We start from the raw sequence: 17,796 nt of genomic DNA on the forward strand, positions 1-17,796 counted from the left end.
GCGGTTTGCTTTCGTCCACATCGCTTCCATGCCCTCGTCGAATCAAATCAACAGCATGGAATCACAAACGATTCATATCATTCAACTTCTTTGTGGACCGACACTAAGAAATTTTCTTCAGACCATGCATTAAAGACATTCTCGTAGCAAATCACATGCGTGCCACTGCTGGCTACCGCAGCGGACCCGCGAGCTTTGCTCCATTCATCTGGCCAGCACCTGCCTCACAGTGCGTCCGGCTCGGCGACTCGTCTCCCAGTAAGCAGGTATCTGCGTGCCAGCCGTAATTCTAGCTATGGGGTTATCAGCCCCAGCCACACTCATACTGAAACGTGAACGATAGTGATCTCGTTCCGTGCCGAGCATGAGGAACGGATCGATGATCGATGAGTTGCTATGCCAATGACTTGCGAGAGAGACGCAACCTCAATCCACGGGATATGGGAATGAACAAGCAAACAGCGAATTTACATGGGCAAGTGGACTGGAAGGCTGCAATCCTGGCGGGTCTGATCGCTGGCGTCGTCTTTCTGATGATGGAGATGATCTTGTTGGCGGTGACCGGTGAGAGCCCTTGGGCCCCGCCGCGGATGATGGCGGCAATGGTCATGGGAGATGGCGTTCTGCCCCCACCGGCGACCTTTGATCTCATGATCATGATGGTGGCCATGGTCGTGCATGTCATTCTATCCATCTTGCTCGCTGTCGTGTTCGCCTGGATCCTGTCGCGTTGGCGTCTCAGCGCCGGTGCGGCGGTTGCGCTCGGCGGGGCTTTCGGCTTGCTGGTATATCTCGTCAACTTCTATCCGGTGGCCGCAATCCTGTTTCCGTGGTTTGCGATGGCGCGAAACTGGATCTCGATCATCAGCCACGTCGCCTTCGGCGCCGTCCTCGCATGGGCGTACCTCGCACTTGCCCGCAGCGAACGAGGCGCGGCACATCCTCACGCATGACAGAATCGCTAGAAGACGCGGAAGTCTAAGCCAGAACTCTGAAAAAGCGCCGCAGATGCGCAAAACGCCATTGGAGAAACACCTTGATCCAGGACCACACCAGAAACGCGACGGAGTTCCCTCTGGTCGGCAACGGCATGATCAAGGTCGACGACTTCCTCGCCGCACTCTCGGCGTCACCGGCAGGTCACCTAACTGTTCCATGACACTGCCGCCCGTAAACCCGCCCCCCCTTGCCTGAGCCATAGGATCCTAAGATGAACATCGACAACAAAACCACCGCATTGGTAGTGACCGATCCCCAAAACGATTTCCTCAGCGAAGACGGTGCCGCTTGGGGTTTGGTCGGCGAAAGCGTTCGCAAGAATAACACGATCGCCAACCTTGAGGCCTTGTTGACCGCTGCGCGAGACCGTGGTTACCGGACTTTCGTGTCTCCGCACTACTACTATCCAGCCGACAAGGAGTGGCAGTTTGGCGGCACGCTCGAGCAAAAGATGCACGAGATTGGCATGTTTGCCCGCAGTGGTCCGCTGGACCTGTCGGGATTCGACGGATCTGGGGCTGACTGGCTGGAGCGGCTAAAGCCACTGCTGACCGATAGCAACGTTATCGTGGTCAGTCCTCACAAGGTCTACGGGCCTCAGAACAACGACCTGGCGCTGCAGTTGCGTAAACACGGGATCAGTAAGGTCGTTCTGGCCGGGATGTCGGCGAACCTGTGCGTTGAGTCGCACATGCGCGATCTGGTCGAACAGGGATTCGAAGTGTTCGTCGTCTCAGACGCCACCGCAGCCGCAATCGATCCGGATCTTGGTGACGGGTACCAGGCCGCCGTCATCAACTTCAACTTCATCGCCAGCAAGGTCTTAACAACCCGAGAGGCAGTTGAAGTGCTGCAAGCGGTGTAATCATGAGACCGGTCGATCATCGCTTTGCGCTCGCCAACAATCCGGCCTTGTCGAGCGCGGTTTCTAAAAAATCGTTGGCCAGCGTCAGCTCTCCGATCTTCGCGTGAAGCGTCTTCACGTCCACCGCAGGCGTGGCCGCAGACGAACGCGCCGGTCCGAAAACCTCGCGCGCTCCTTCTAGAAGCTGCGAGCGCCATTGCGTAATCTGGTTCGGATGCACGTCGAATTGCTGCGCCAACTCGGCCACGGTCTTCTCACCGCGCATGGCCGCGAGCGCGACCTTGGCCTTGAAGGCAGGGCTGTGGTTCCGCCTGGGTCTCTTGCTCATCGTCTCTCCTGATCTCGGCCATCCTGGCCGCCTTCAGACAGACAATCCACTCAGCACGCTGTCCAATTTTCCCGAGCCACCTCTGTCATGAAACGCCGGCGCTGTGCCTTCTGGATGAAGTCGATGGACGCCAAGTCATCAGGCTGACGCCCGAGGAAATCGCCAAACCGAAACCGGGTATCGACTACAAGCGGCTGATGAGTGACCCCGGCGATGGCCGGGTGACGCGTCAATCGCTGGTCGGTCAGGGCATTTTCGCTTCGGAAGCCCTTACCCCGTTCGACCCGGGCGTCGTTCGCTTCCTTTGCGTTCCCCACTCGCAAATCGCCAGCGATCCAACGTTCCGAGACAACCTGCTGGGCATTTTATTGAAATGACGGCGCGAAATTCCGGCGGCGGTCTGTCCATGACCGCGGCATCTAAATGCCGCGAAAATACGCCATCGCTTTCCGCCTTGGCGTTGTCGCGAGACCTCATACGGATTGCCGCGGAGGATGATCGCCTGCCTCACCTTCGGGCCTCGGTTCGAGATTGGCGACGGTCCCGGCGGAGATAAGCGATTCAATGAAGGCCACCTTTTCGGCCGGCAACGGCGGTTTCTTCCAGCAGATGCGCCCAACCGCGAAGACCACCAGCGAGGCATGGACAGCACTCGTGAAGAGGAATAGCGCGTCGGCGCCATAGCGGGCCATCAAAGCGGAGGCAATCAGCGGCCCGATCACCGCGCCCAACGCGTAAAGCAACAAGAGACCGCTTGCGGCTTCCACATAACCATCCTCCTCCACCTGGTCGTTCAGATGGGCAGCGCAGAGGGCGTAGAGCGGCAGGGCGAAGAAACCGAATACCGCGGCACAGGGAAAGATGCCAACCTGCCAGTAACGCGCGGCTAGGACATGTCCGATCGCAGCGAGCATCGCGCCCGTCCCCGCCAGAAGGATGACGATGCGGCGGTCGATACGATCGGACAACCAGCCGAAGGGAAGCTGTCCGACCGCCCCAGCAAAGACGGTAACGCTCATAAAAATGGCAACCAGTCCGGCCTGCCCCGTCTCTTGCTGCGCGAAGACCGGTCCCAGTGTCCAGAAAGCACCATTGGCCCAACCGACCGCTAGCGCGCCGGTGACGGCGACAGGAGATAATCCGAACAGATGACGCAAGCGCAGCCGGACCGTGTGCGCCGGAGCGGGCGCTGAAGTGCGCGATAGCGAAACCGGTAGAATCGAGGCAGCGAACAGCATCGTCGCGACCGCGAAGAGTACGAAGTCCGTGATCGCGGCGGTAGCGGTCAGCAGCTGCCCCACTGTCATCACGCCCAGGTTGACGACGGTATAGACCGAAAAGATCAGGCCACGGTTCCGGTTAGTCGAATTGGCGTTCAGCCAACTCTCGATCACAACGTAGAGGGTCGAGAGGCAAAGCCCGGTAACCGCCCGCGTGACCCACCAGAAGACCGGAACCGTCAGCAGCGATTGGGCCATGACAGCAATGCATATGACCGCGGCCATCGCGGCGAAGGTGCGGATATGGCCGACCCGACCGATGGCATGGGGGCCAAGTATTGTGCCGAGGCCGAACCCGAAAAAATAGAAGGCGCCAAGTACCCCGAGTTCCGAGGCGGAAAACCCCTCCGCCAAGCCACGCAGCGGCAACAACGTTCCCATCAGCCCATGTCCCATGAGCAGAAAGCTGACGCTCGCAAGCAGAGAGGTGATCGGCAAAATCGCGTTCATGCACTCTCCAATGCGGTCGCTCCTGGGCGCCCAACGGGCCGTCGGTGGCTCAAATGACTGGGATACATGGGCAGAAACCACCGAAGGCAGCTCGACCGGACCTCAAGGCCATTCATCGACATTGCGCAATCGATGGATGAAGTTATCGTGGTAAAATACGCTACAGGATAGAAACCCGGGCGGATTGCGGGCCAATAGAGCTGCTTGCAGGTCACACCGTTATCCGCGGCGGCGATGCTGAAATGGCCGCCTTTGTCCTCGTCGAGGATGCGCGCGAACACGCTCGGCGAATCGAAGTGCGGCATGCAAACCAGTCGATCGAGCCGTCGAGTGCGACCAGCGCCATAGTGCCCATGTCGCCGATCATCGCGTAGTTCTCGATCGACTGACAGGTCATCCTGGACCTCCTTCATTCTTCTCGATCTGCCCGCACTAAATCGGATGGCTGAACCGGCATCAGGATAAGAGGAATTTCCTTCCGCCGCCGGAAAGTCGGCCACACCTTGTCCTGTCACCAGCCGGTCTACAGCGGCGATCAGGAAATCACCCTACTTGGATGTGTGAAGGGGCAAGTGGCAGAGAGGACGGGTCTATAATCCAACCTTCTCCAACAACTGTCGATTGATTTCATTGCGCCTTTTGTTGCCAGAACTTCCAGTGGGGACTGCTTGGGGAGTGTGCGGACTTCCCGCCCTGCCATAGGCAGGATCGCCTTCGGCCTCAGCTCCGGTGCTCGGGGTTCTCGAAGTCGAAGCGGCAGCCGGCCGACCAGGCCCTACGGTCGTTGCCGTGGCTAGGTAACCCCCCGGCATCCTTCAGCATCCGCGCCATGTGCAGCAGGTTCCAGGTCATGATCGTGGTGTTGCGCTGCGTGAACTCGTTGTCGAACCCCGCGCCATCGTCGCCATAGCTCGGTCCGGGCCCTGCCTCGCCGATCCATCCGCAATCGGCCTGCGGTGGGATCACATAGCCCAGATGCGACAGGGAATAGAGCACATTCATCGCCACATGTTTGATCCCGTCCTCGTTGCCGGTGACCACGACGCCGCTGGTCTTGCCGTAGAAGATCGACTGCCCGCGGTCGTTCAGCATCCCGGACATGGCGTAGAGACGCTCGATCAGGAGCCGGCAGACCGAGGATTGCTCGCCCAGCCAGATCGGCGTGCCGATCACGAGGATGTCCGCCGTCTCCACCTTGCGCCACAGGTCGGGCCAGTCGTCGTGGTCCCAGCCATGCTCGCGCATGTCGGGTTGCACGCCGAAGGCGACCTTGTGGGCCGTCATGCGGATATCTTCCACGGCGACACCGCTCTTGCGCATGATTTCGGCCGAGCTGCCCATCAACAGTGAGGTGTGGGACGCCTGGTCGGGATGCTTCAGCGTGCAGTTGAAGAACACGGCGCGCAGATCAGAAAAGTCGGTCTTGTTTTCGTCGCACAGGCCGGCTTGCTTTTCGCTCAGGTCCATTGGGTCCTCTTTTCATTGAATTGCAGGATATTGCGCGCTGGACTTCTGTCCGACCGCTTCGCGCTCCAAAAGGGTATTTGGCTGCAGGTCGAGGAGAAGCACCCAAGTGTCCTCGCCAGATATATCGAAGGCTCTTCTCGCCGTCGCGGCTCTGTTTCCGCATTGCCTCAATCGATGATGGAGCCGGTCGAAATCATGGCTCTTCCTTTATGGAACGGGGAGTGCGTCACCGACGTGATCCGCGGACGAAATAGACGATGCCGGTGACGAGGAAAGCGATCACCAGAATAGCAATCAGCCCCTCCCATCATCATGCCCCGCATATTCTGCGCGAGTTGGCCGGCGCTGTCTCGGTCTTCCTGCCCGCCGAAATCCTGCGCGACTGCGGCGCTCACCACCAGGCTCAATGCGCTGCCGAATATCGATGATCTCATTGTGACGTCCTCTTCGGTCGGCTCGGGTCGTGCCGTGGGAACGAAACACCTGAGGCGCAGTTTTGTTGCAGTCGCTGCACAACGCCGCCTGCCGGAAGGAACCTCGGTGCCTGTAAGGCGTTTTATAACGTGTGCTGCAAAACGAGGAGAAGCGCAGTGGGGCGCCCGCGATCATTCGATGAAACCGCCGCGATGGACCTGGTCGTTCGACAGTTCTGGGCGCGGGGCTTCGAGGCCACTTCGGTCCGCGATCTGGAGGCCGCGACCGGGCTTGGCATGACGAGCCTCTACAACGCGTTCGGGGGCAAACGGGCGCTGTTCCGAACTGCCTTGGAACACTATTCCGAGAGCCGGACCGGCGAGTGCCTGCGAGAGCTTGAGCGCCTTTCCTCTCCCGCGGACCGCATCCGGGCGTTTGTCGCGCGCCTGATCGAGGCGGCGCTCGGCGATCCGGATCGCATGGGGTGCCTCGTCATCAATACCGCGATCGAACTCGGTCCGCACGATCCGGAGATCGCCGCAATCGTCGCCCGCAACCTGGGTGAGGTGGAGGCGTTTTTCCGGCGCAACTTCGAGGCCGCGCAACGGGCTGGAGAAGCGGACCTGTCCGTCGCGCCTGCGGATGCTGCGCGGTCCTTCAGCACACTCATGTTCGGACTTCGGGTCCTCGCACGAACCCGGCCGGACCGCGAAACCATGGAGGGCGCCGTCCGCCCCCTGCTCGCGCTGCTCCGCACCAGCGACGGCTCGCATCCTGCGGGCGCCTCGACGTCAAAAGCCGAAGGAGACCCACATTGAACGAATACATGACCAAACCCGGACATCCGACACCCCCGATGAGCCTTGTCACAACGACCGGCGAACAGATCCAGCTTGGCGGCAAGGGACGCTGGCAGGTGGCCGTCGTCTATCGCGGCCAGCACTGCCCGCTGTGCCGGAAGTATCTCGCGGCACTAAACAGCCTGCTCGATGACTTTCGGGACGCCGGTGCGGACGTCATCGCCATTTCCGGCGATCCGCGCGAGCGCGCCAAAGAAGAAGCCGCCGAGGAGGGCTGGCGGTTTCCGGTGGCCTGCGAACTGTCCCAGGAGCAGATGCGCCAGCTCGGGCTTTACATTTCCGAACCACGCTCGGCGCAGGAGACGGATCGGCCCTTCGCGGAGCCGGGGCTCTTCGTCACCAACCCTGACGGGCTTCTGCAGATCATCGACATCTCGAACGCGCCCTTCGCGCGTCCTGATCTTCAGGGTGTCCTGAACGGGCTCAAGTTCATCCAGGACAAGAACTATCCGATCCGCGGCGCCGCCGCCTGAGACCGTAGAGGCCCCATTTGACCACCAAACGATATGCCTATGAGCACGTCTCGTCGGAGATCCTGTCCGAGGACATGCAGTTCGGAGAAGGCGCACCCAAGCCCGGTGAACGCCTGCCGGAGTTCGACCTGCCGACTGCAGGTGGCGGACAGTTGAAGACGAGCGATCTGGCAGGACGCCCGATTCTCCTGGTCACCGGCTCGTTCACCTGCCCGATGACGGCGAGCTCCGATCCGATCCTCAAGGAGTTCCATGCGAAGTTTGGCAGCATCATCGAATTCATCACGCTCTATGTGCGGGAAGCGCATCCAGGAGAGCATCATGACCAGGCGGGTGTGGCTGAGGAGAAGCGGGCGGCAGCCCGCGCGCTGAAAAGCCGCGATCAGCTCCCCTGGACGGTTGCGGTCGATGATCCGGACGGTTCGGTCCATCGTCGGCTCGATGAGAAGCCGAACGCTGCGTATCTGACGGATTGGTCCGGGACCATCGTCTTCCGCTCGCTATGGGCCGGGGACCAGCGGGGTCTCGCGCGGGCGTTGGAAGCTGTCGCCAAGGGCGAGCGACCGCCCGAGGAGGAAAGCACGCGCCGGCTCGTGCCGATGGCTCGCGGCGTCGGAACCATGCGCGAGATGACGCGGCGGGCCGGCCCGCGCGCCCAGAGCGACCTCTGGCGGGCGGCTCCGCCAATGGGCGTCATGGCGTGGCTCGCAGACCTCTACCGTCCGCTGCCGCCCGCATGGCGGACTGCGGCGGCGGCCGCCACGCTCGGGGTCGGAGTTGCGGTGCTCGCCACCATTGTTTTCAGATCCACCAATCGTCGGCTGTGAGCTGCCATCATGAAAAAGGGAGCAACCAGATGAGATATGCGAACGGAGTGATTGCGGGGTTCGTCGCAACGATCGTGCTCTCGGCGATCATGCTGATGAAGAGCGCCATGGGCTTGATGCCGCAGCTGAACGTCATCCAGATGCTGACGGAGATGGGGACAAACTACGGTGGCCTGCCGGCAAGCCCAGTGATTGGCTGGATCATGCACCTCTTTATCGGTTCGATCCTGTGGGGGCTGATCTTCGCTGCGACAGCACCAATGTGGCCGGGATCAAGCTATCTGGCGAGGGGGGCCTCGTTCTCTGTCGCGGCCTGGCTCCTGATGATGATTGTGGCGATGCCGATGGCTGGCGCTGGTTTCTTCGGCATGGCCTTGGGGATCATGGCGCCGATCGCGACGCTGGTGCTGCACGTCATCTACGGGCTCGTTCTCGGGGCCGTTTTCGGAAGGCTGGAAAGCCGAACAGTGCACTCGGCGCATGCCAGACGTTGATGCAGGCGCCAGCCGCATTCGGATACACGGGCGGTGCGAATTGCCGGTGCCGGTCTGCCCTATGCCGCCCTACGAGAGCGAAGGCTCCGATTGAGAAACAGAACAGGAGGCGCTCATGCAGAGCAAAACGACAACGCTGAACGGCGTCACCATGCGTTGGGAGGAGCATGGCGACGGCATGCCGCTCGTTCTTCTTCACGGCATTCCAACCTCTCCCGCGCTCTGGCGACATGTGATACCGCGGATCGAAGGCGCGAAGTGCCTAGCCTGGGAAATGGTGGGGTACGGCACCTCTATTCCCGAGGGACGGAACAGAGATATCTCGGTCGCGCGGCAGGCCGACTATCTGATCGAGTGGCTCCGTCACCTCGGCATTGAGAAGGCGGTCTTCGCCGGACACGACCTGGGCGGTGGCGTCGCCCAGATCGCGGCGACCCGACATCCTTGGATGTGCGCCGGGCTCCTTCTGACCAACGCGATCGGCTACGACTCCTGGCCGATCCCGAGTGTCAAGATGATGCGAGCGGCCGCACCGGTTGTCCGACGCCTTCCGAACTTGGTCTTTCACCAGGTTGTATCTACCTTCATCCGCCGGGGACACGACGACGGTGGCGCGGCTGACGAGGCGATCGCCGCACACTGGCCTCACTATGCGCAGCACGGCGGCGGACGCGCGTTTGTCCGACAGATAGAAGCGCTGGACGTCCGCGATACGCTCGCAGTCGCCGATGATTTGACACGCCTCGGCGTGCCAGCTCGGGTGGTGTGGGGCGAGGCGGACCAGTTTCAGAAGCTGGAATATGGCGAGCGTTTCGCGCGGGATCTGAAGGCGCCGCTGCGGCGGATCGAAGGCGGCAAGCATTTCACACCCGAGGACCATCCGGAAATTATCGCCGAGGAAATCAATCTTCTTCTGCGCGAGAGCCAGACGGCGGAAATCGCCGGCCCGCGGTTGGCGGCCGGATCGGAAGGAAAGACGCGATGAACCGCCCCAAGGCGGTCGCCTTCGATGTGGTCGAGACGCTGTTCTCGCTGGAATCGCTCAGACCTCGGCTGCTGACGGCAGGGCTCGGCGGTCATCAACTGGAGACCTGGTTCGCGTCATTTCTGCGCGACGCGTTCGCCCTGGAGATCACGGGCGGGTACAAGCCGTTCCGCGAAATCGCTTCAGCCAACCTGTCCGTCCTGCTCGAGAAGGAACTGGGCAGAGCCGACCCTCAGGCGGTCGACCATGTCCTCGACGGTTTCGCTGAACTCGACGCACACGACGACGTGGCGCCGGCCATGTCGGCGCTGCGAGATTCTGGGATCGAAGTCGCGACACTGACGAACGGCAGCGCGAAGGTGACGTCGGCCTTGCTGGAGCGGGCGGGCCTGCGTCATCTCGTCCGACAGGTGATCTCCATCGACGAAATCGGCCACTGGAAGCCGCATCGCGAGGTCTATCGCCATTGCGCCGAGAGGCTCGGGGTTGAGCCGCACCGGCTGGCGCTGGTCGCCGCCCATCCTTGGGATATCCAGGGCGCGCGACGCAGCGGGTTGATTGCCGGATATGTCGCGCGAGACGGGGCGGCCTTTCCCGCGGCGATGGAGGCGCCCGATGTCCGGGGCGTCACGCTGGTAGAGGTGGTCGCTGGTCTGATCGAGGCACAATAGCGATGGAGCCGGTCCCGTATTCCGCCCCCCTCCAGCCGCCGATCCGGGACTATGCTCTGATCGGCGACTGCCACGGAGCGGCGCTTGTCTCAGCGCAGGGCAGCATCGACTGGTGCACCTTGCTGCGGTTCGACGCCGATCCGGTGTTCTTTCGTCTCCTCGACGAAAACGGCGGCGGCGCTTGGGAGATCTGCGTCGAGGGCACCGCCCGCACGTCGCGAAAGTACCTTCCTCGGACCAACATCCTGCGCACGCGCTTCGAGTCGGAATCAGGGACACTCGATGTGATCGATTTCATGCCGGTTGGGAGATCACGGAGCGCCGGTGTCCACGATTACGTCACGCTCAATGCACCCGGCTGGCTCGTGCGCCGCCTTGAGTGCGTGGCCGGAACTGTCCGCGTCACGTCGCGCTTCGCACCGCGCGCCGCAGGTTTTTCGGTCAAGCCGCCGGACATCAGGATCGAGACGGACGGTGTCTGCTGCGACGGCGGCATGAAGCTGTGGTGCAACGGGAAACTCCGGCTTGAGTTGGGAGCTGCAGTCACCGAGTTCGACCTCCGCGAAGGAGATCGGCAGAGCTTGGTCCTGACTGGGATGGAGGCGCTGAGTGACCCGCGGGACCAGACCGACGCGCTCTTCGAAACGACCAAGTCCTACTGGACCGAATGGACAGAATACTCGCGCTACCGGGGGCCGTACGAGGATGCTGTCGGGCGAAGCGCACTCGCGCTCAAGCTTTTGACTTACGCCCCGACCGGCGCGCTTGTCGCGGCGCCCACCACCTCGCTTCCCGAGGAAATCGGTGGCGGGCGCAACTGGGACTATCGGTTCTGCTGGATGCGCGACGCGACCTACGCGCTCTTTGCACTGTCGGTGCTCGGCTACAGCGGCGAAGGTCGGCGCTTCACGGAGTTTCTGACCCGCCAATGCCTGCGCGAGGGCTCGGTGATGCGGATCATGTACGGCATCGACGGCTCGCCGTTCCTGCTTGAGCGGACGCTCGACCACCTCTCGGGTTATCATCGGAGCGGGCCCGTAAGAGTCGGCAACGGCGCCGCCGCACAACGCCAGCTCGACGTCTTCGGCGAGGTGCTCGACTGGGCGGAGTTGCGCGTTTGCCTCGGTGAGCGCATCGGCGCCGACGAGGCGGCGCTTTTCATCAGCGTCGCCGACCATGTGTGCCGGATATGGCAGGAACCGGACCAGGGGCTCTGGGAGATGCGCGGAGGGTCCCGGCATTTCACGCAGGGAAAGATCATGGCGTGGGTGACGCTCGACCGGGCAGCGCGGCTGTTCGGCGATCGCCCCGTCTGGCGCGAAAACCGCGATGCGATCCTGCGCGCGGTCCAGGACGAGGGCTGTGCGGGCAATCCCCGATACCTCGCGCAATCGTTCGGCGCGGAAGGCACGGATGCGTCGCTGCTGCAAGTGCCGCTTCTCGGGATGCCGCTTGACGACGCGCTCATCGAGGAGACCGTCCGCAAAATCGAGGCCGACCTGAAGGAGGGCGACTTCGTCTACCGGTATCGCGGCGACGACGGCCTGTCGGGCGGCGAGGGAGCCTTCATGATCACAAGCTTCTGGTTCGTCGAGGCGCTGCTCATAGTGGGCCGCGGCGACGAGGCGCGCGCCCTTTTCGAAAGGCTGCTCGGCCACGCCAATGATGTTGGCCTTTATGCAGAGGAAATTGACCCGGAGAGCGGCGCGTTCCTCGGCAACTTCCCGCAGGCCTTCACCCACCTGTCTCTGATCTCGAGCGCCCAGCTTCTAGCGCTCTACGAGCGCGGCGGCCGCGAGGCGCTGCGCGGCACGAACGCGGATCGTGCGCGGCGTCTGGTCGGCTCTACCGAGGGTTGGAAAGGCCTTGCCTACGCCCTGGTCCGGAACCGAAAGATCCGGCTTCGTTCTTCGCAGCAATCGGTGCTGCGAATGTCCGGCGATCGCCCATGACGTTCCACCTGCTGAACTATGCGCCGACCAGGGCGCTGGTCGCCGCGCCGACGACGTCGCTGCACGAGCGGATGCAGGCGTTCCGTCAGCACTACGATGCCGATGGGCTCGACGCCTCGGCGCTGCTGTTGGGGAGGCTCGGCTTCCTGCCGCCCAACGATCCGCGCTTCGCCGCCACCGTCGCCCGGATCGAGGCGCGGCTGACGCGGGGCAGGCTGGTGTTCCGGTTCGACCCTGAGCAGATCTCGTCGCCGCTCGGCGATGCCGAGGGTGCGTTCCTGCCCTGCACCTTCTGGCTCGTGGCGGGCGAGCCCGACCGTGCCGAGGCGTTCCTCGGCAAACGCCGCTCCTCTTCAGCCATGCGGAGTATCTCAAGGCGATTCTCGAGATCGCCAAGGCGTGTCCGCTCGAATGGTCGGCGCTGATGGCGTCGAAGGTGGCGGGCCGTGTGCGCAAGTGGGTGCCGGGCGGGCGCGACTGACCTGCCGCGCTATACTTCAGAAAGACGGAAAAAAAGGGAGACAGGACGATGCGGATGATTGCAGCGGCGGGAATGATGGCATTCGGACTCGCGACGGCGACGGCGCAGATCGCGCCACGCGACGGCTGGCAGGTGATCGAGACCGAGCTTTCACATGCCGAGCTTCTGGAGCGGCTCCTCGCGGCGGCCCCGGAGGAGGGCATGGGCGTCGTCACCCAGGCGGGGCCGACGGCGGCGGCGCGGGAGCGCGGCGTTGAAATTCCCGGGAACCGGGTGGTCGGCGTCTTCAACAACGACTTCGCCGTGCGCATCCTCGAACTCAGCACCGCGGCGATGATCGAGGCGCCGGTACGATTCTACGTCACCGAGAACGAGGACGGTACCGCGACGCTGAGCTGGAAGGAGCCGAGCCACGTCTTCGCGCCGTATGAAGACGAGGGCGGCGAGGCGCTGGCCGAGATCGCGGGCGAGCTCGACCAGCGGTTCGCCGCGATCGCCGAGCGGGCGACGGCCGAGTAGGACGCGGCCACGCGAACGCATTTCAGGACATACGCGGGCCGGAAGATGTCGGCGCGCGTCGGGCATCTCCAGCCACGTAGGGGGAAAGCACATGGTGCTCAACGAACGGCAGGAGGCGCTCTGCGCCGGCAACGAGACGGATTTCTCCGGGCTCTCCGCGGTGATCCTCAATTGCTCGCTGAAGCGTGCGGGCGAGGCGAGCCACACCGACCTGCTCCTGTCGGTGCACGCCGAGATCATGCGGCGCGCGGGAGTGTCAGTCGAGACGATCCGGCCCGCGGGCATGCCCGTTGCCTTCGGCCTGCAGCCCGACACGACCAAGCGCGGCTGGCCTGAGGACGCATGGCACGGCATCGGGACGAAGGTGGCCGCCGCAGACATACCGATCCTCGGCACGCCGATCTGGCTGGGCGAGGAGAGTTCGGTCTGCCGGCTGATGATCGAGCGGCTCTACGCGATGTCGGCGGAGCTGAATACAGGGGGCAGTCGAGCGTCTACGGCAAGGTCGGCGACGACGTCGTCACCGGCAACGAGGACGGCATAAAGCATTGCGCGATGTCGATCCTCTATGCGCTGGGGCATCTCGGCTACACGATCCCGCCGCGGGCCGATTGCGGCTGGATCGGCGAGGCAGGGCCGGGGCCGTCCTACGGCGACCACGGCGCCGGGCTCGACAACGACTTCACCCAGCGCAACACCACGATCATGACGTGGAACCTGCTACACATGGCGCGGATGCTGAAGGCGGCGGGAGGGCCTGCCGAACCACGGCAACGATCGCCGTGCCTGGGCGGCCGGCTGCCGCTTCGGCTACGAGAACCCGGAGCACCGGGCCTGAGCCGGGAGGGGCCGCTCCGCGCAGCCCCCCGTCGCCGTCAGACCTTGTAGCCGGCAAACATCTCGTCGACCTCGGGCTTGAAGATGTGGTTGCTGTAGTTGCTGAGCGTCTTCACCGCGATGGCGAGGATGATGCCGGGAATGTGCCGCTCCTCGTAGCCCGCCTCGCGGAATGTCGCGACGTCCGCCTCGGTCGGGTTGCCGCGGCTTTCGACCATGCGCTCGGTGAAGGCGCGCAGCGCCTCGAGCTTCGCATCGGGCAGTGCGCGGCCCTCGCGCAGCGCGGCAAGCGAGTCCGCGGGAACGCCCGACATCTTGTCGGCAATCATGGAATGCGCCGCCATGCAGTAGCCGCAGCCGTTGAACTTCGAGATGGCGAGGAACACGACCTCCTGCTCGGCCGGCGAGAACCCGGTCTCCTCGCGGAAGCGCTTGTAGCCGTCGAGATAGGTGTCGAGCACGGCCGGCACTGCGGCCATCCCGCCATACATGTTCGGGATGAAGCCGAGGCTCTTCTGCGCGCGCTCGAGCACCGCCTTGGCGCCGCCGTCGGCGGTGTCCAGAGTCTGGGGCATCACGTTGATCGTGTAGCTCGTGGTCATGGTGTTCCTTCTTCGTTGAGGGGGGAAAGGCGTCAGCGCCGGGTCAGCCTTGCGTTGGCGAAGGCTACGACGAGGGTGTAGGCAAGGTGGGCGCCCAGGGACGCCCAGGTGTAGGGCACGAAGCCCAGCATGAACGGCCGCCCGGCGAGTGGCGCGAGCACTGCCTGCGCGAGAAGCCACAGGACGATGCCCCAGAGCGTCCCCGCCGCCGACCACGAAAGACCGATGGCGCGCCGCAGCGCCAGGTAACCGAGCGGGAAGGCAACGATGCCGGCGACGAGATGCACGGCCCAGGCCGCGCCCATGGCCACGTCGAACCCGAGAAGCGACTGGCTGAGCGCGGTGACGAGTGCGGCGGGCATTAGCGGCATGCCGAGCAGCGCGGGTATCAGCACAAGGGCCGTGATCTCGAAGATCGCCTGCCCGGCGAGCCCGGCGAGCAGGATCGCAGCAAGCGGAAGGTTCCCGCTGCGGGCGAGGACGTCCGTGTGTTGGTGATGTTGCGTCATTGGGCTCGGTGGCGCCTTTCGACTGTGCGTTCGAAGTCTCTGTTCGGTCGGGACGGGCGCTGCGTTACTCTGGCTCACGAAGCCGTGTCGTCGGGTTCCGCCCGCGCCGGCGCAGCCGCCAGCGGAGCGCGTCGAGCGAGAGGGGCCCGGGCCCGAGTGCCAGCGGCACGACCAGAAGCCCTGCCCACAGGATTGTGGCGTCGACGATCCCGCCGAACGGGTTCGAATCGAAGATCATTCCCGCCGCGTCGCGCGGCACACCGTGCGCCAGCAGGTCAACGAGCGCGGTCGCCGCGACGATGCCTGCAAGACCGCCCGCAGCGCCACGCGTGAAGAGCCCGGCGACAAGCAGGACGGGCAGCAGGAGCTCCGCCACGACGACAATCTGCAGCATGATCGCGAGGAGCGGCCCGGCCTGCGGCACCCCGCCCGCGTCCACGGTCCACGGTGCGAGGCGGTGAAATGCCCCGAGCGAAAGCGGCGTGCCGGGCATGGCGTGACCGACCGAGAAGGCAGGGCCGCGCGCCAGCTGAGTGGGCCGGGGCCGGCTATCGCTCGGCAAGCGCGGCGAGAACCCGCTCCCTCTGCGCGGCGACGTCGATCGGGATCTCGCTTAACGTCTCAAGCGCGCGATCCTCCCAGGGGTCGCGGTCGGGGTGGCGTTCGGCGTGGTCGGCGAAGACGCGGTCGCGAGCCTCGATCAGCGCGGCGATCTCGGGGCGGAAGAGGCGCACCATCGCGGTCAGCCAGCGGTTCGTGGGCCAGCTCGGATGGGCGTGGTCGACCGCGAAGCTGTCGATCATGCGGGTGACGTCGGCCGCCGGATACCACGTCTCGGCGGTGACCCAGCGGTTGGTGGTGAAGAGACGGATCGGCGTGCCGAAGCGGTCCATCGAGATCGCCACGAGATGGGCGATGGCGTTGTCGCCCTCGGGCCAGCCCTGCGTCTCCGGGTCGGCGGCGGGGGTCGCGCCGTCGGGCATGCCGCCGGCGCGCAGGAAACAGTGGAAATGGCCGTGCTCCGCCTCGCGGTGGGCGTGATAGTAATATTGCGAGTGGGTCTCGGCATCGTAGACGTCGCCCTGCGGGTAATGCGTCATCTGCACGAACGGGCTCTGGCCCTTCAGCACCTCGCCGACGACGTTGAGGCGCGCCTTGCGCAGGACGCGGAGGCATTCGTCGATCTCGTCCGCCGCCTCGCACATCCGGCGCAGTTCCGCGGTATCGAGGTCGTCGAGTGATGGTGGGCTCTTCAGGATCAGGACAGCGCGGTCGGTCATGTAGCCACGGGCCGGTCCAGCACGGTCCGGCCGAGAAGCCAGCCGGCAAAGGACAATAGCGCCACCGAGCCGCTCTGCCAGATCAGCACCATCAGCGCCGCGTCCTGCGGGTGAAAGAGGCGCAGGCCAACATTGCCGAGCGCCGCCGCGGCGAGCACGGCGAGCGCCAGGTTGAGACGGGGTCGCACGGGGAAGCCACGCCGCAGCATCGCCACCAGCGCGACGGCCGGCAGCGATCCCGTCAGGGCGATGAAGACGAGGCATTCAGGCTCGCCGGTGATGCTGACGCCGGAGCGACCGGTAAGGGCCGAGAGACATCCCACCCCTTGCGAGCCGAGCCAAAGTGCCGCGGGGAAGAGCGGCGAGAGGGCCACCCGCCTGCTGGTGCCGGGGACGCTGAGGGCAAGCGCCGCATGAGCCGCGAGGATGGCTGTGGCGAGCGCCGCGAGCTGCTCGACCCAGAAGCGGGTCTCGCGGAGCTGCTCGGCAAGGTCCGGGCGCGGCGACATCAGGAGCACGATGACCGCGGCGAATCCCACTGCCATCGCGAGCCATCCGAGGCAACGCCGCCAAGCGGGTGGGAGCGGGCGCACCGGCCCGGCATCGCGGGCGAGGCGGTCGATGAGCGCGTCGGTCTGCATCAGAGACGACCCTTCCCGACCAGCGCCTGTAGCTTGCGTGCGGCGCGGTGGACCGCGACCTTGATGGCGGCGACGGTGGAACTGCTCGACCCCGCCGCCTCGTCGAGCGACATGCCGCGAAGGCGGACCAGCGTGAAGGCGCGGCGCTCGATCTCCGACAATCCCAGCAATGCACGTTCCATCGACATCCCATTCATGACTTCTTCGGAAGGACTGTTCGCGCGGGACCCCGAAAAGGTTTCAGCGATAGCCGCCATCTCTTTGAGAAGCCTGCCGGCACGGCCGCGGCGGCGGTAAAGGTCGACCAGCCACTCATCGTCGGCGATCGTCTCGTCGTTCGGGCGTAGCTCCGTCGGCATCGGCTGTAGGCTTTCTTCGCTCGGTGCATCTCCCCGATACTGCCCCGATGCCGGATCAACGCGAAAGGAAATTTTTTTGTAACAGCCGGGGAGCGGCCAGCGAAGAGGCCAACGACGGACTGCGTCAATGGCAGGCCCGCGGCAACGACAGACACAACAATCCACAACTGGGAGGACCGAATGAACATCCTGACGCAGGTACCGAGGCGGACCCGCAGCGCGCTTCGCCTTTCCACCGCAATGCCAATGGCGCTGATGATGGGCGCCTTCGCGCTTTCGGCATCCGTGGGTGCGGTAGCAACCACCCCGGCAGCGGCCCAGGGCCAGGCCGCCAATCCGTGCGCGGCCAACCCGTGTGCGGCTGCCAACTCCTGCGCCGCCAACCCGTGCGCGGCGGTCAAACCCAAGGCGGCGAACCCCTGCGCCGCCAATCCGTGCGCGGCGGCCAAACCCAAGGCGGCGAACCCCTGCGCCGCCAACCCGTGCGCGGCGGCCAAACCCAA

25 protein-coding genes and 1 pseudogene are annotated in these 17,796 nt (G+C 64.2%); 15 read left to right on the forward strand and 11 right to left on the reverse strand.

All coding sequences use genetic code 11. The features are described 5' to 3' along the window. The first annotated feature begins 386 nt into the window (after positions 1 to 386). On the forward strand, positions 387 to 953 hold the full coding sequence (locus tag VSX60_RS19025; RefSeq protein WP_327625840.1) for a hypothetical protein: 567 nt from the start codon (positions 387 to 389) through the stop codon (positions 951 to 953). 257 nt (positions 954 to 1,210) lie between these two features. Beyond that, on the forward strand, positions 1,211 to 1,864 hold the full coding sequence (locus VSX60_RS19030; RefSeq protein ID WP_327625841.1) for a cysteine hydrolase: 654 nt from the start codon (positions 1,211 to 1,213) through the stop codon (positions 1,862 to 1,864). Here the strand turns inward: VSX60_RS19030 and VSX60_RS19035 are convergent. After that, positions 1,864 to 2,192, reverse strand: a pseudogene (locus VSX60_RS19035) (transposase); the annotation flags it as partial. The gene VSX60_RS19030 and the pseudogene VSX60_RS19035 sit on opposite strands and share 1 nt — an antisense overlap. 197 nt (positions 2,193 to 2,389) lie before the next feature. Between VSX60_RS19035 and VSX60_RS19040 the strand changes: the two are divergent. Then, positions 2,390 to 2,569, forward strand: coding sequence for a hypothetical protein (locus VSX60_RS19040; RefSeq protein WP_327625842.1), 180 nt, complete (start codon positions 2,390 to 2,392; stop codon positions 2,567 to 2,569). 96 nt (positions 2,570 to 2,665) lie between these two features. Here the strand turns inward: VSX60_RS19040 and VSX60_RS19045 are convergent, their stop codons facing one another. The 4 genes from VSX60_RS19045 to VSX60_RS19060 all read right to left on the reverse strand — a co-directional run bounded on the left by VSX60_RS19045 (position 2,666) and on the right by VSX60_RS19060 (position 5,823). Next, entirely contained in the window at positions 2,666 to 3,922 is a 1,257-nt protein-coding gene (locus VSX60_RS19045) for an MFS transporter (protein WP_327625843.1), read from the reverse strand. Continuing rightward, entirely contained in the window at positions 3,919 to 4,335 is a 417-nt protein-coding gene (locus VSX60_RS19050) for a trehalase-like domain-containing protein (RefSeq protein ID WP_327625880.1), read from the reverse strand. Before VSX60_RS19050 ends, VSX60_RS19045 begins: the two co-directional genes overlap by 4 nt. A 307-nt stretch (positions 4,336 to 4,642) precedes the next feature. Beyond that, positions 4,643 to 5,389, reverse strand: coding sequence for a flavodoxin family protein (locus VSX60_RS19055; protein WP_327625844.1), 747 nt, complete (start codon positions 5,387 to 5,389; stop codon positions 4,643 to 4,645). Positions 5,390 to 5,556: 167 nt separating this feature from the next. Further along, entirely contained in the window at positions 5,557 to 5,823 is a 267-nt protein-coding gene (locus VSX60_RS19060; protein ID WP_327625845.1) for a hypothetical protein, read from the reverse strand. A gap of 192 nt (positions 5,824 to 6,015) precedes the next feature. Between VSX60_RS19060 and VSX60_RS19065 the strand changes: the two genes are divergently transcribed. The 11 genes from VSX60_RS19065 (at position 6,016) to VSX60_RS19115 (ending at position 13,953) form a co-directional block, all read left to right on the forward strand. Next, the gene (locus VSX60_RS19065) at positions 6,016 to 6,621 is read left to right on the forward strand and encodes a TetR/AcrR family transcriptional regulator (RefSeq protein ID WP_327625846.1); all 606 of its coding nucleotides are present in this window, start codon (positions 6,016 to 6,018) and stop codon (positions 6,619 to 6,621) included. Then, positions 6,618 to 7,136 carry a peroxiredoxin-like family protein gene (locus VSX60_RS19070; RefSeq protein WP_327625847.1) on the forward strand — a complete coding sequence of 173 codons (519 nt, stop codon included), beginning with the start codon at positions 6,618 to 6,620 and terminating at the stop codon, positions 7,134 to 7,136. Before VSX60_RS19065 ends, VSX60_RS19070 begins: the two co-directional genes overlap by 4 nt. A 17-nt stretch (positions 7,137 to 7,153) precedes the next feature. Beyond that, positions 7,154 to 7,963 carry a hypothetical protein gene (locus VSX60_RS19075; RefSeq protein WP_327625849.1) on the forward strand — a complete coding sequence of 270 codons (810 nt, stop codon included), beginning with the start codon at positions 7,154 to 7,156 and terminating at the stop codon, positions 7,961 to 7,963. A gap of 29 nt (positions 7,964 to 7,992) precedes the next feature. Continuing rightward, positions 7,993 to 8,457 (forward strand): DUF6789 family protein, encoded by a 465-nt coding sequence (locus VSX60_RS19080; protein ID WP_327625851.1) that lies wholly within the window; start codon positions 7,993 to 7,995, stop codon positions 8,455 to 8,457. Positions 8,458 to 8,572: 115 nt separating this feature from the next. Then, the gene (locus tag VSX60_RS19085; protein WP_327625852.1) at positions 8,573 to 9,442 is read left to right on the forward strand and encodes an alpha/beta fold hydrolase; all 870 of its coding nucleotides are present in this window, start codon (positions 8,573 to 8,575) and stop codon (positions 9,440 to 9,442) included. Next, positions 9,439 to 10,113, forward strand: coding sequence for a haloacid dehalogenase type II (locus VSX60_RS19090; protein WP_327625853.1), 675 nt, complete (start codon positions 9,439 to 9,441; stop codon positions 10,111 to 10,113). The genes VSX60_RS19085 and VSX60_RS19090 overlap by 4 nt, the downstream gene beginning before the upstream one ends. A gap of 2 nt (positions 10,114 to 10,115) precedes the next feature. Then, positions 10,116 to 12,065: a glycoside hydrolase family 15 protein gene (locus VSX60_RS19095; protein ID WP_327625854.1), complete on the forward strand. Its 1,950-nt coding sequence runs from the start codon at positions 10,116 to 10,118 to the stop codon at positions 12,063 to 12,065. Beyond that, positions 12,062 to 12,490, forward strand: a complete 429-nt coding sequence (locus tag VSX60_RS19100) for a glycoside hydrolase family 15 protein (protein ID WP_327625855.1) — start codon at positions 12,062 to 12,064, stop codon at positions 12,488 to 12,490. Before VSX60_RS19095 ends, VSX60_RS19100 begins: the two co-directional genes overlap by 4 nt. 104 nt (positions 12,491 to 12,594) lie before the next feature. Next, positions 12,595 to 13,065, forward strand: coding sequence for a DUF302 domain-containing protein (locus VSX60_RS19105; RefSeq protein ID WP_327625857.1), 471 nt, complete (start codon positions 12,595 to 12,597; stop codon positions 13,063 to 13,065). Positions 13,066 to 13,156: 91 nt separating this feature from the next. After that, positions 13,157 to 13,609 (forward strand): flavodoxin family protein, encoded by a 453-nt coding sequence (locus VSX60_RS19110; RefSeq protein ID WP_327625858.1) that lies wholly within the window; start codon positions 13,157 to 13,159, stop codon positions 13,607 to 13,609. Between the two features lie 11 nt (positions 13,610 to 13,620). After that, positions 13,621 to 13,953 (forward strand): hypothetical protein, encoded by a 333-nt coding sequence (locus VSX60_RS19115; RefSeq protein WP_327625859.1) that lies wholly within the window; start codon positions 13,621 to 13,623, stop codon positions 13,951 to 13,953. On the opposite strand, the gene VSX60_RS19120 is transcribed toward VSX60_RS19115, so the two are convergent. From VSX60_RS19120 to VSX60_RS19145, 6 genes are all read right to left on the reverse strand, one after another. Beyond that, on the reverse strand, positions 13,941 to 14,504 hold the full coding sequence (locus VSX60_RS19120) for a carboxymuconolactone decarboxylase family protein (RefSeq protein ID WP_327625860.1): 564 nt from the start codon (positions 14,502 to 14,504) through the stop codon (positions 13,941 to 13,943). The two genes, VSX60_RS19115 and VSX60_RS19120, sit on opposite strands and share 13 nt — an antisense overlap. 32 nt (positions 14,505 to 14,536) lie before the next feature. Beyond that, the gene (locus tag VSX60_RS19125; RefSeq protein WP_327625861.1) at positions 14,537 to 15,013 is read right to left on the reverse strand and encodes a hypothetical protein; all 477 of its coding nucleotides are present in this window, start codon (positions 15,011 to 15,013) and stop codon (positions 14,537 to 14,539) included. Between the two features lie 64 nt (positions 15,014 to 15,077). Beyond that, on the reverse strand, positions 15,078 to 15,506 hold the full coding sequence (locus VSX60_RS19130; RefSeq protein WP_327625862.1) for a DoxX family protein: 429 nt from the start codon (positions 15,504 to 15,506) through the stop codon (positions 15,078 to 15,080). Positions 15,507 to 15,561: 55 nt separating this feature from the next. Beyond that, positions 15,562 to 16,293 (reverse strand): DUF6969 family protein, encoded by a 732-nt coding sequence (locus VSX60_RS19135; RefSeq protein WP_327625863.1) that lies wholly within the window; start codon positions 16,291 to 16,293, stop codon positions 15,562 to 15,564. Next, a complete protein-coding gene (locus tag VSX60_RS19140; RefSeq protein ID WP_327625864.1) occupies positions 16,290 to 16,934 on the reverse strand; it encodes a DUF1109 domain-containing protein in 645 nt (214 codons plus the stop codon). Before VSX60_RS19140 ends, VSX60_RS19135 begins: the two co-directional genes overlap by 4 nt. After that, positions 16,934 to 17,293: an RNA polymerase sigma factor gene (locus VSX60_RS19145; RefSeq protein ID WP_327625865.1), complete on the reverse strand. Its 360-nt coding sequence runs from the start codon at positions 17,291 to 17,293 to the stop codon at positions 16,934 to 16,936. Before VSX60_RS19145 ends, VSX60_RS19140 begins: the two co-directional genes overlap by 1 nt. Positions 17,294 to 17,473: 180 nt before the next feature. On the opposite strand from VSX60_RS19145, the gene VSX60_RS19150 reads away from it, so the two are divergent. Next, a partial coding sequence (locus VSX60_RS19150) for a hypothetical protein (RefSeq protein WP_327625866.1) occupies positions 17,474 to 17,796 on the forward strand: 323 nt, incomplete at its 3' end.

The organism is Aurantimonas sp. A3-2-R12, from assembly GCF_036016755.1.
GTDB lineage: Bacteria > Pseudomonadota > Alphaproteobacteria > Rhizobiales > Rhizobiaceae > Aurantimonas > Aurantimonas coralicida_A.

What these genes read in the sequence shown, in the direction of transcription:
- VSX60_RS19025 (WP_327625840.1), top strand. Translation starts at nt 387, where the DNA reads ATGAGTTGCTATGCCAATGACTTGCGAGAGAGACGCAACCTCAATCCA.
- VSX60_RS19030 (WP_327625841.1), top strand. Translation starts at nt 1,211, where the DNA reads ATGAACATCGACAACAAAACCACCGCATTGGTAGTGACCGATCCCCAA.
- VSX60_RS19040 (WP_327625842.1), top strand. Translation starts at nt 2,390, where the DNA reads ATGAGTGACCCCGGCGATGGCCGGGTGACGCGTCAATCGCTGGTCGGT.
- VSX60_RS19045 (WP_327625843.1), bottom strand. Translation starts at nt 3,922, where the DNA reads ATGAACGCGATTTTGCCGATCACCTCTCTGCTTGCGAGCGTCAGCTTT.
- VSX60_RS19050 (WP_327625880.1), bottom strand. Translation starts at nt 4,335, where the DNA reads ATGAAGGAGGTCCAGGATGACCTGTCAGTCGATCGAGAACTACGCGAT.
- VSX60_RS19055 (WP_327625844.1), bottom strand. Translation starts at nt 5,389, where the DNA reads ATGGACCTGAGCGAAAAGCAAGCCGGCCTGTGCGACGAAAACAAGACC.
- VSX60_RS19060 (WP_327625845.1), bottom strand. Translation starts at nt 5,823, where the DNA reads ATGAGATCATCGATATTCGGCAGCGCATTGAGCCTGGTGGTGAGCGCC.
- VSX60_RS19065 (WP_327625846.1), top strand. Translation starts at nt 6,016, where the DNA reads ATGGACCTGGTCGTTCGACAGTTCTGGGCGCGGGGCTTCGAGGCCACT.
- VSX60_RS19080 (WP_327625851.1), top strand. Translation starts at nt 7,993, where the DNA reads ATGAGATATGCGAACGGAGTGATTGCGGGGTTCGTCGCAACGATCGTG.
- VSX60_RS19085 (WP_327625852.1), top strand. Translation starts at nt 8,573, where the DNA reads ATGCAGAGCAAAACGACAACGCTGAACGGCGTCACCATGCGTTGGGAG.
- VSX60_RS19090 (WP_327625853.1), top strand. Translation starts at nt 9,439, where the DNA reads ATGAACCGCCCCAAGGCGGTCGCCTTCGATGTGGTCGAGACGCTGTTC.
- VSX60_RS19095 (WP_327625854.1), top strand. Translation starts at nt 10,116, where the DNA reads ATGGAGCCGGTCCCGTATTCCGCCCCCCTCCAGCCGCCGATCCGGGAC.
- VSX60_RS19100 (WP_327625855.1), top strand. Translation starts at nt 12,062, where the DNA reads ATGACGTTCCACCTGCTGAACTATGCGCCGACCAGGGCGCTGGTCGCC.
- VSX60_RS19105 (WP_327625857.1), top strand. Translation starts at nt 12,595, where the DNA reads ATGCGGATGATTGCAGCGGCGGGAATGATGGCATTCGGACTCGCGACG.
- VSX60_RS19110 (WP_327625858.1), top strand. Translation starts at nt 13,157, where the DNA reads ATGGTGCTCAACGAACGGCAGGAGGCGCTCTGCGCCGGCAACGAGACG.
- VSX60_RS19115 (WP_327625859.1), top strand. Translation starts at nt 13,621, where the DNA reads ATGTCGATCCTCTATGCGCTGGGGCATCTCGGCTACACGATCCCGCCG.
- VSX60_RS19120 (WP_327625860.1), bottom strand. Translation starts at nt 14,504, where the DNA reads ATGACCACGAGCTACACGATCAACGTGATGCCCCAGACTCTGGACACC.
- VSX60_RS19125 (WP_327625861.1), bottom strand. Translation starts at nt 15,013, where the DNA reads ATGACGCAACATCACCAACACACGGACGTCCTCGCCCGCAGCGGGAAC.
- VSX60_RS19130 (WP_327625862.1), bottom strand. Translation starts at nt 15,506, where the DNA reads ATGCCCGGCACGCCGCTTTCGCTCGGGGCATTTCACCGCCTCGCACCG.
- VSX60_RS19135 (WP_327625863.1), bottom strand. Translation starts at nt 16,293, where the DNA reads ATGACCGACCGCGCTGTCCTGATCCTGAAGAGCCCACCATCACTCGAC.
- VSX60_RS19140 (WP_327625864.1), bottom strand. Translation starts at nt 16,934, where the DNA reads ATGCAGACCGACGCGCTCATCGACCGCCTCGCCCGCGATGCCGGGCCG.
- VSX60_RS19145 (WP_327625865.1), bottom strand. Translation starts at nt 17,293, where the DNA reads ATGCCGACGGAGCTACGCCCGAACGACGAGACGATCGCCGACGATGAG.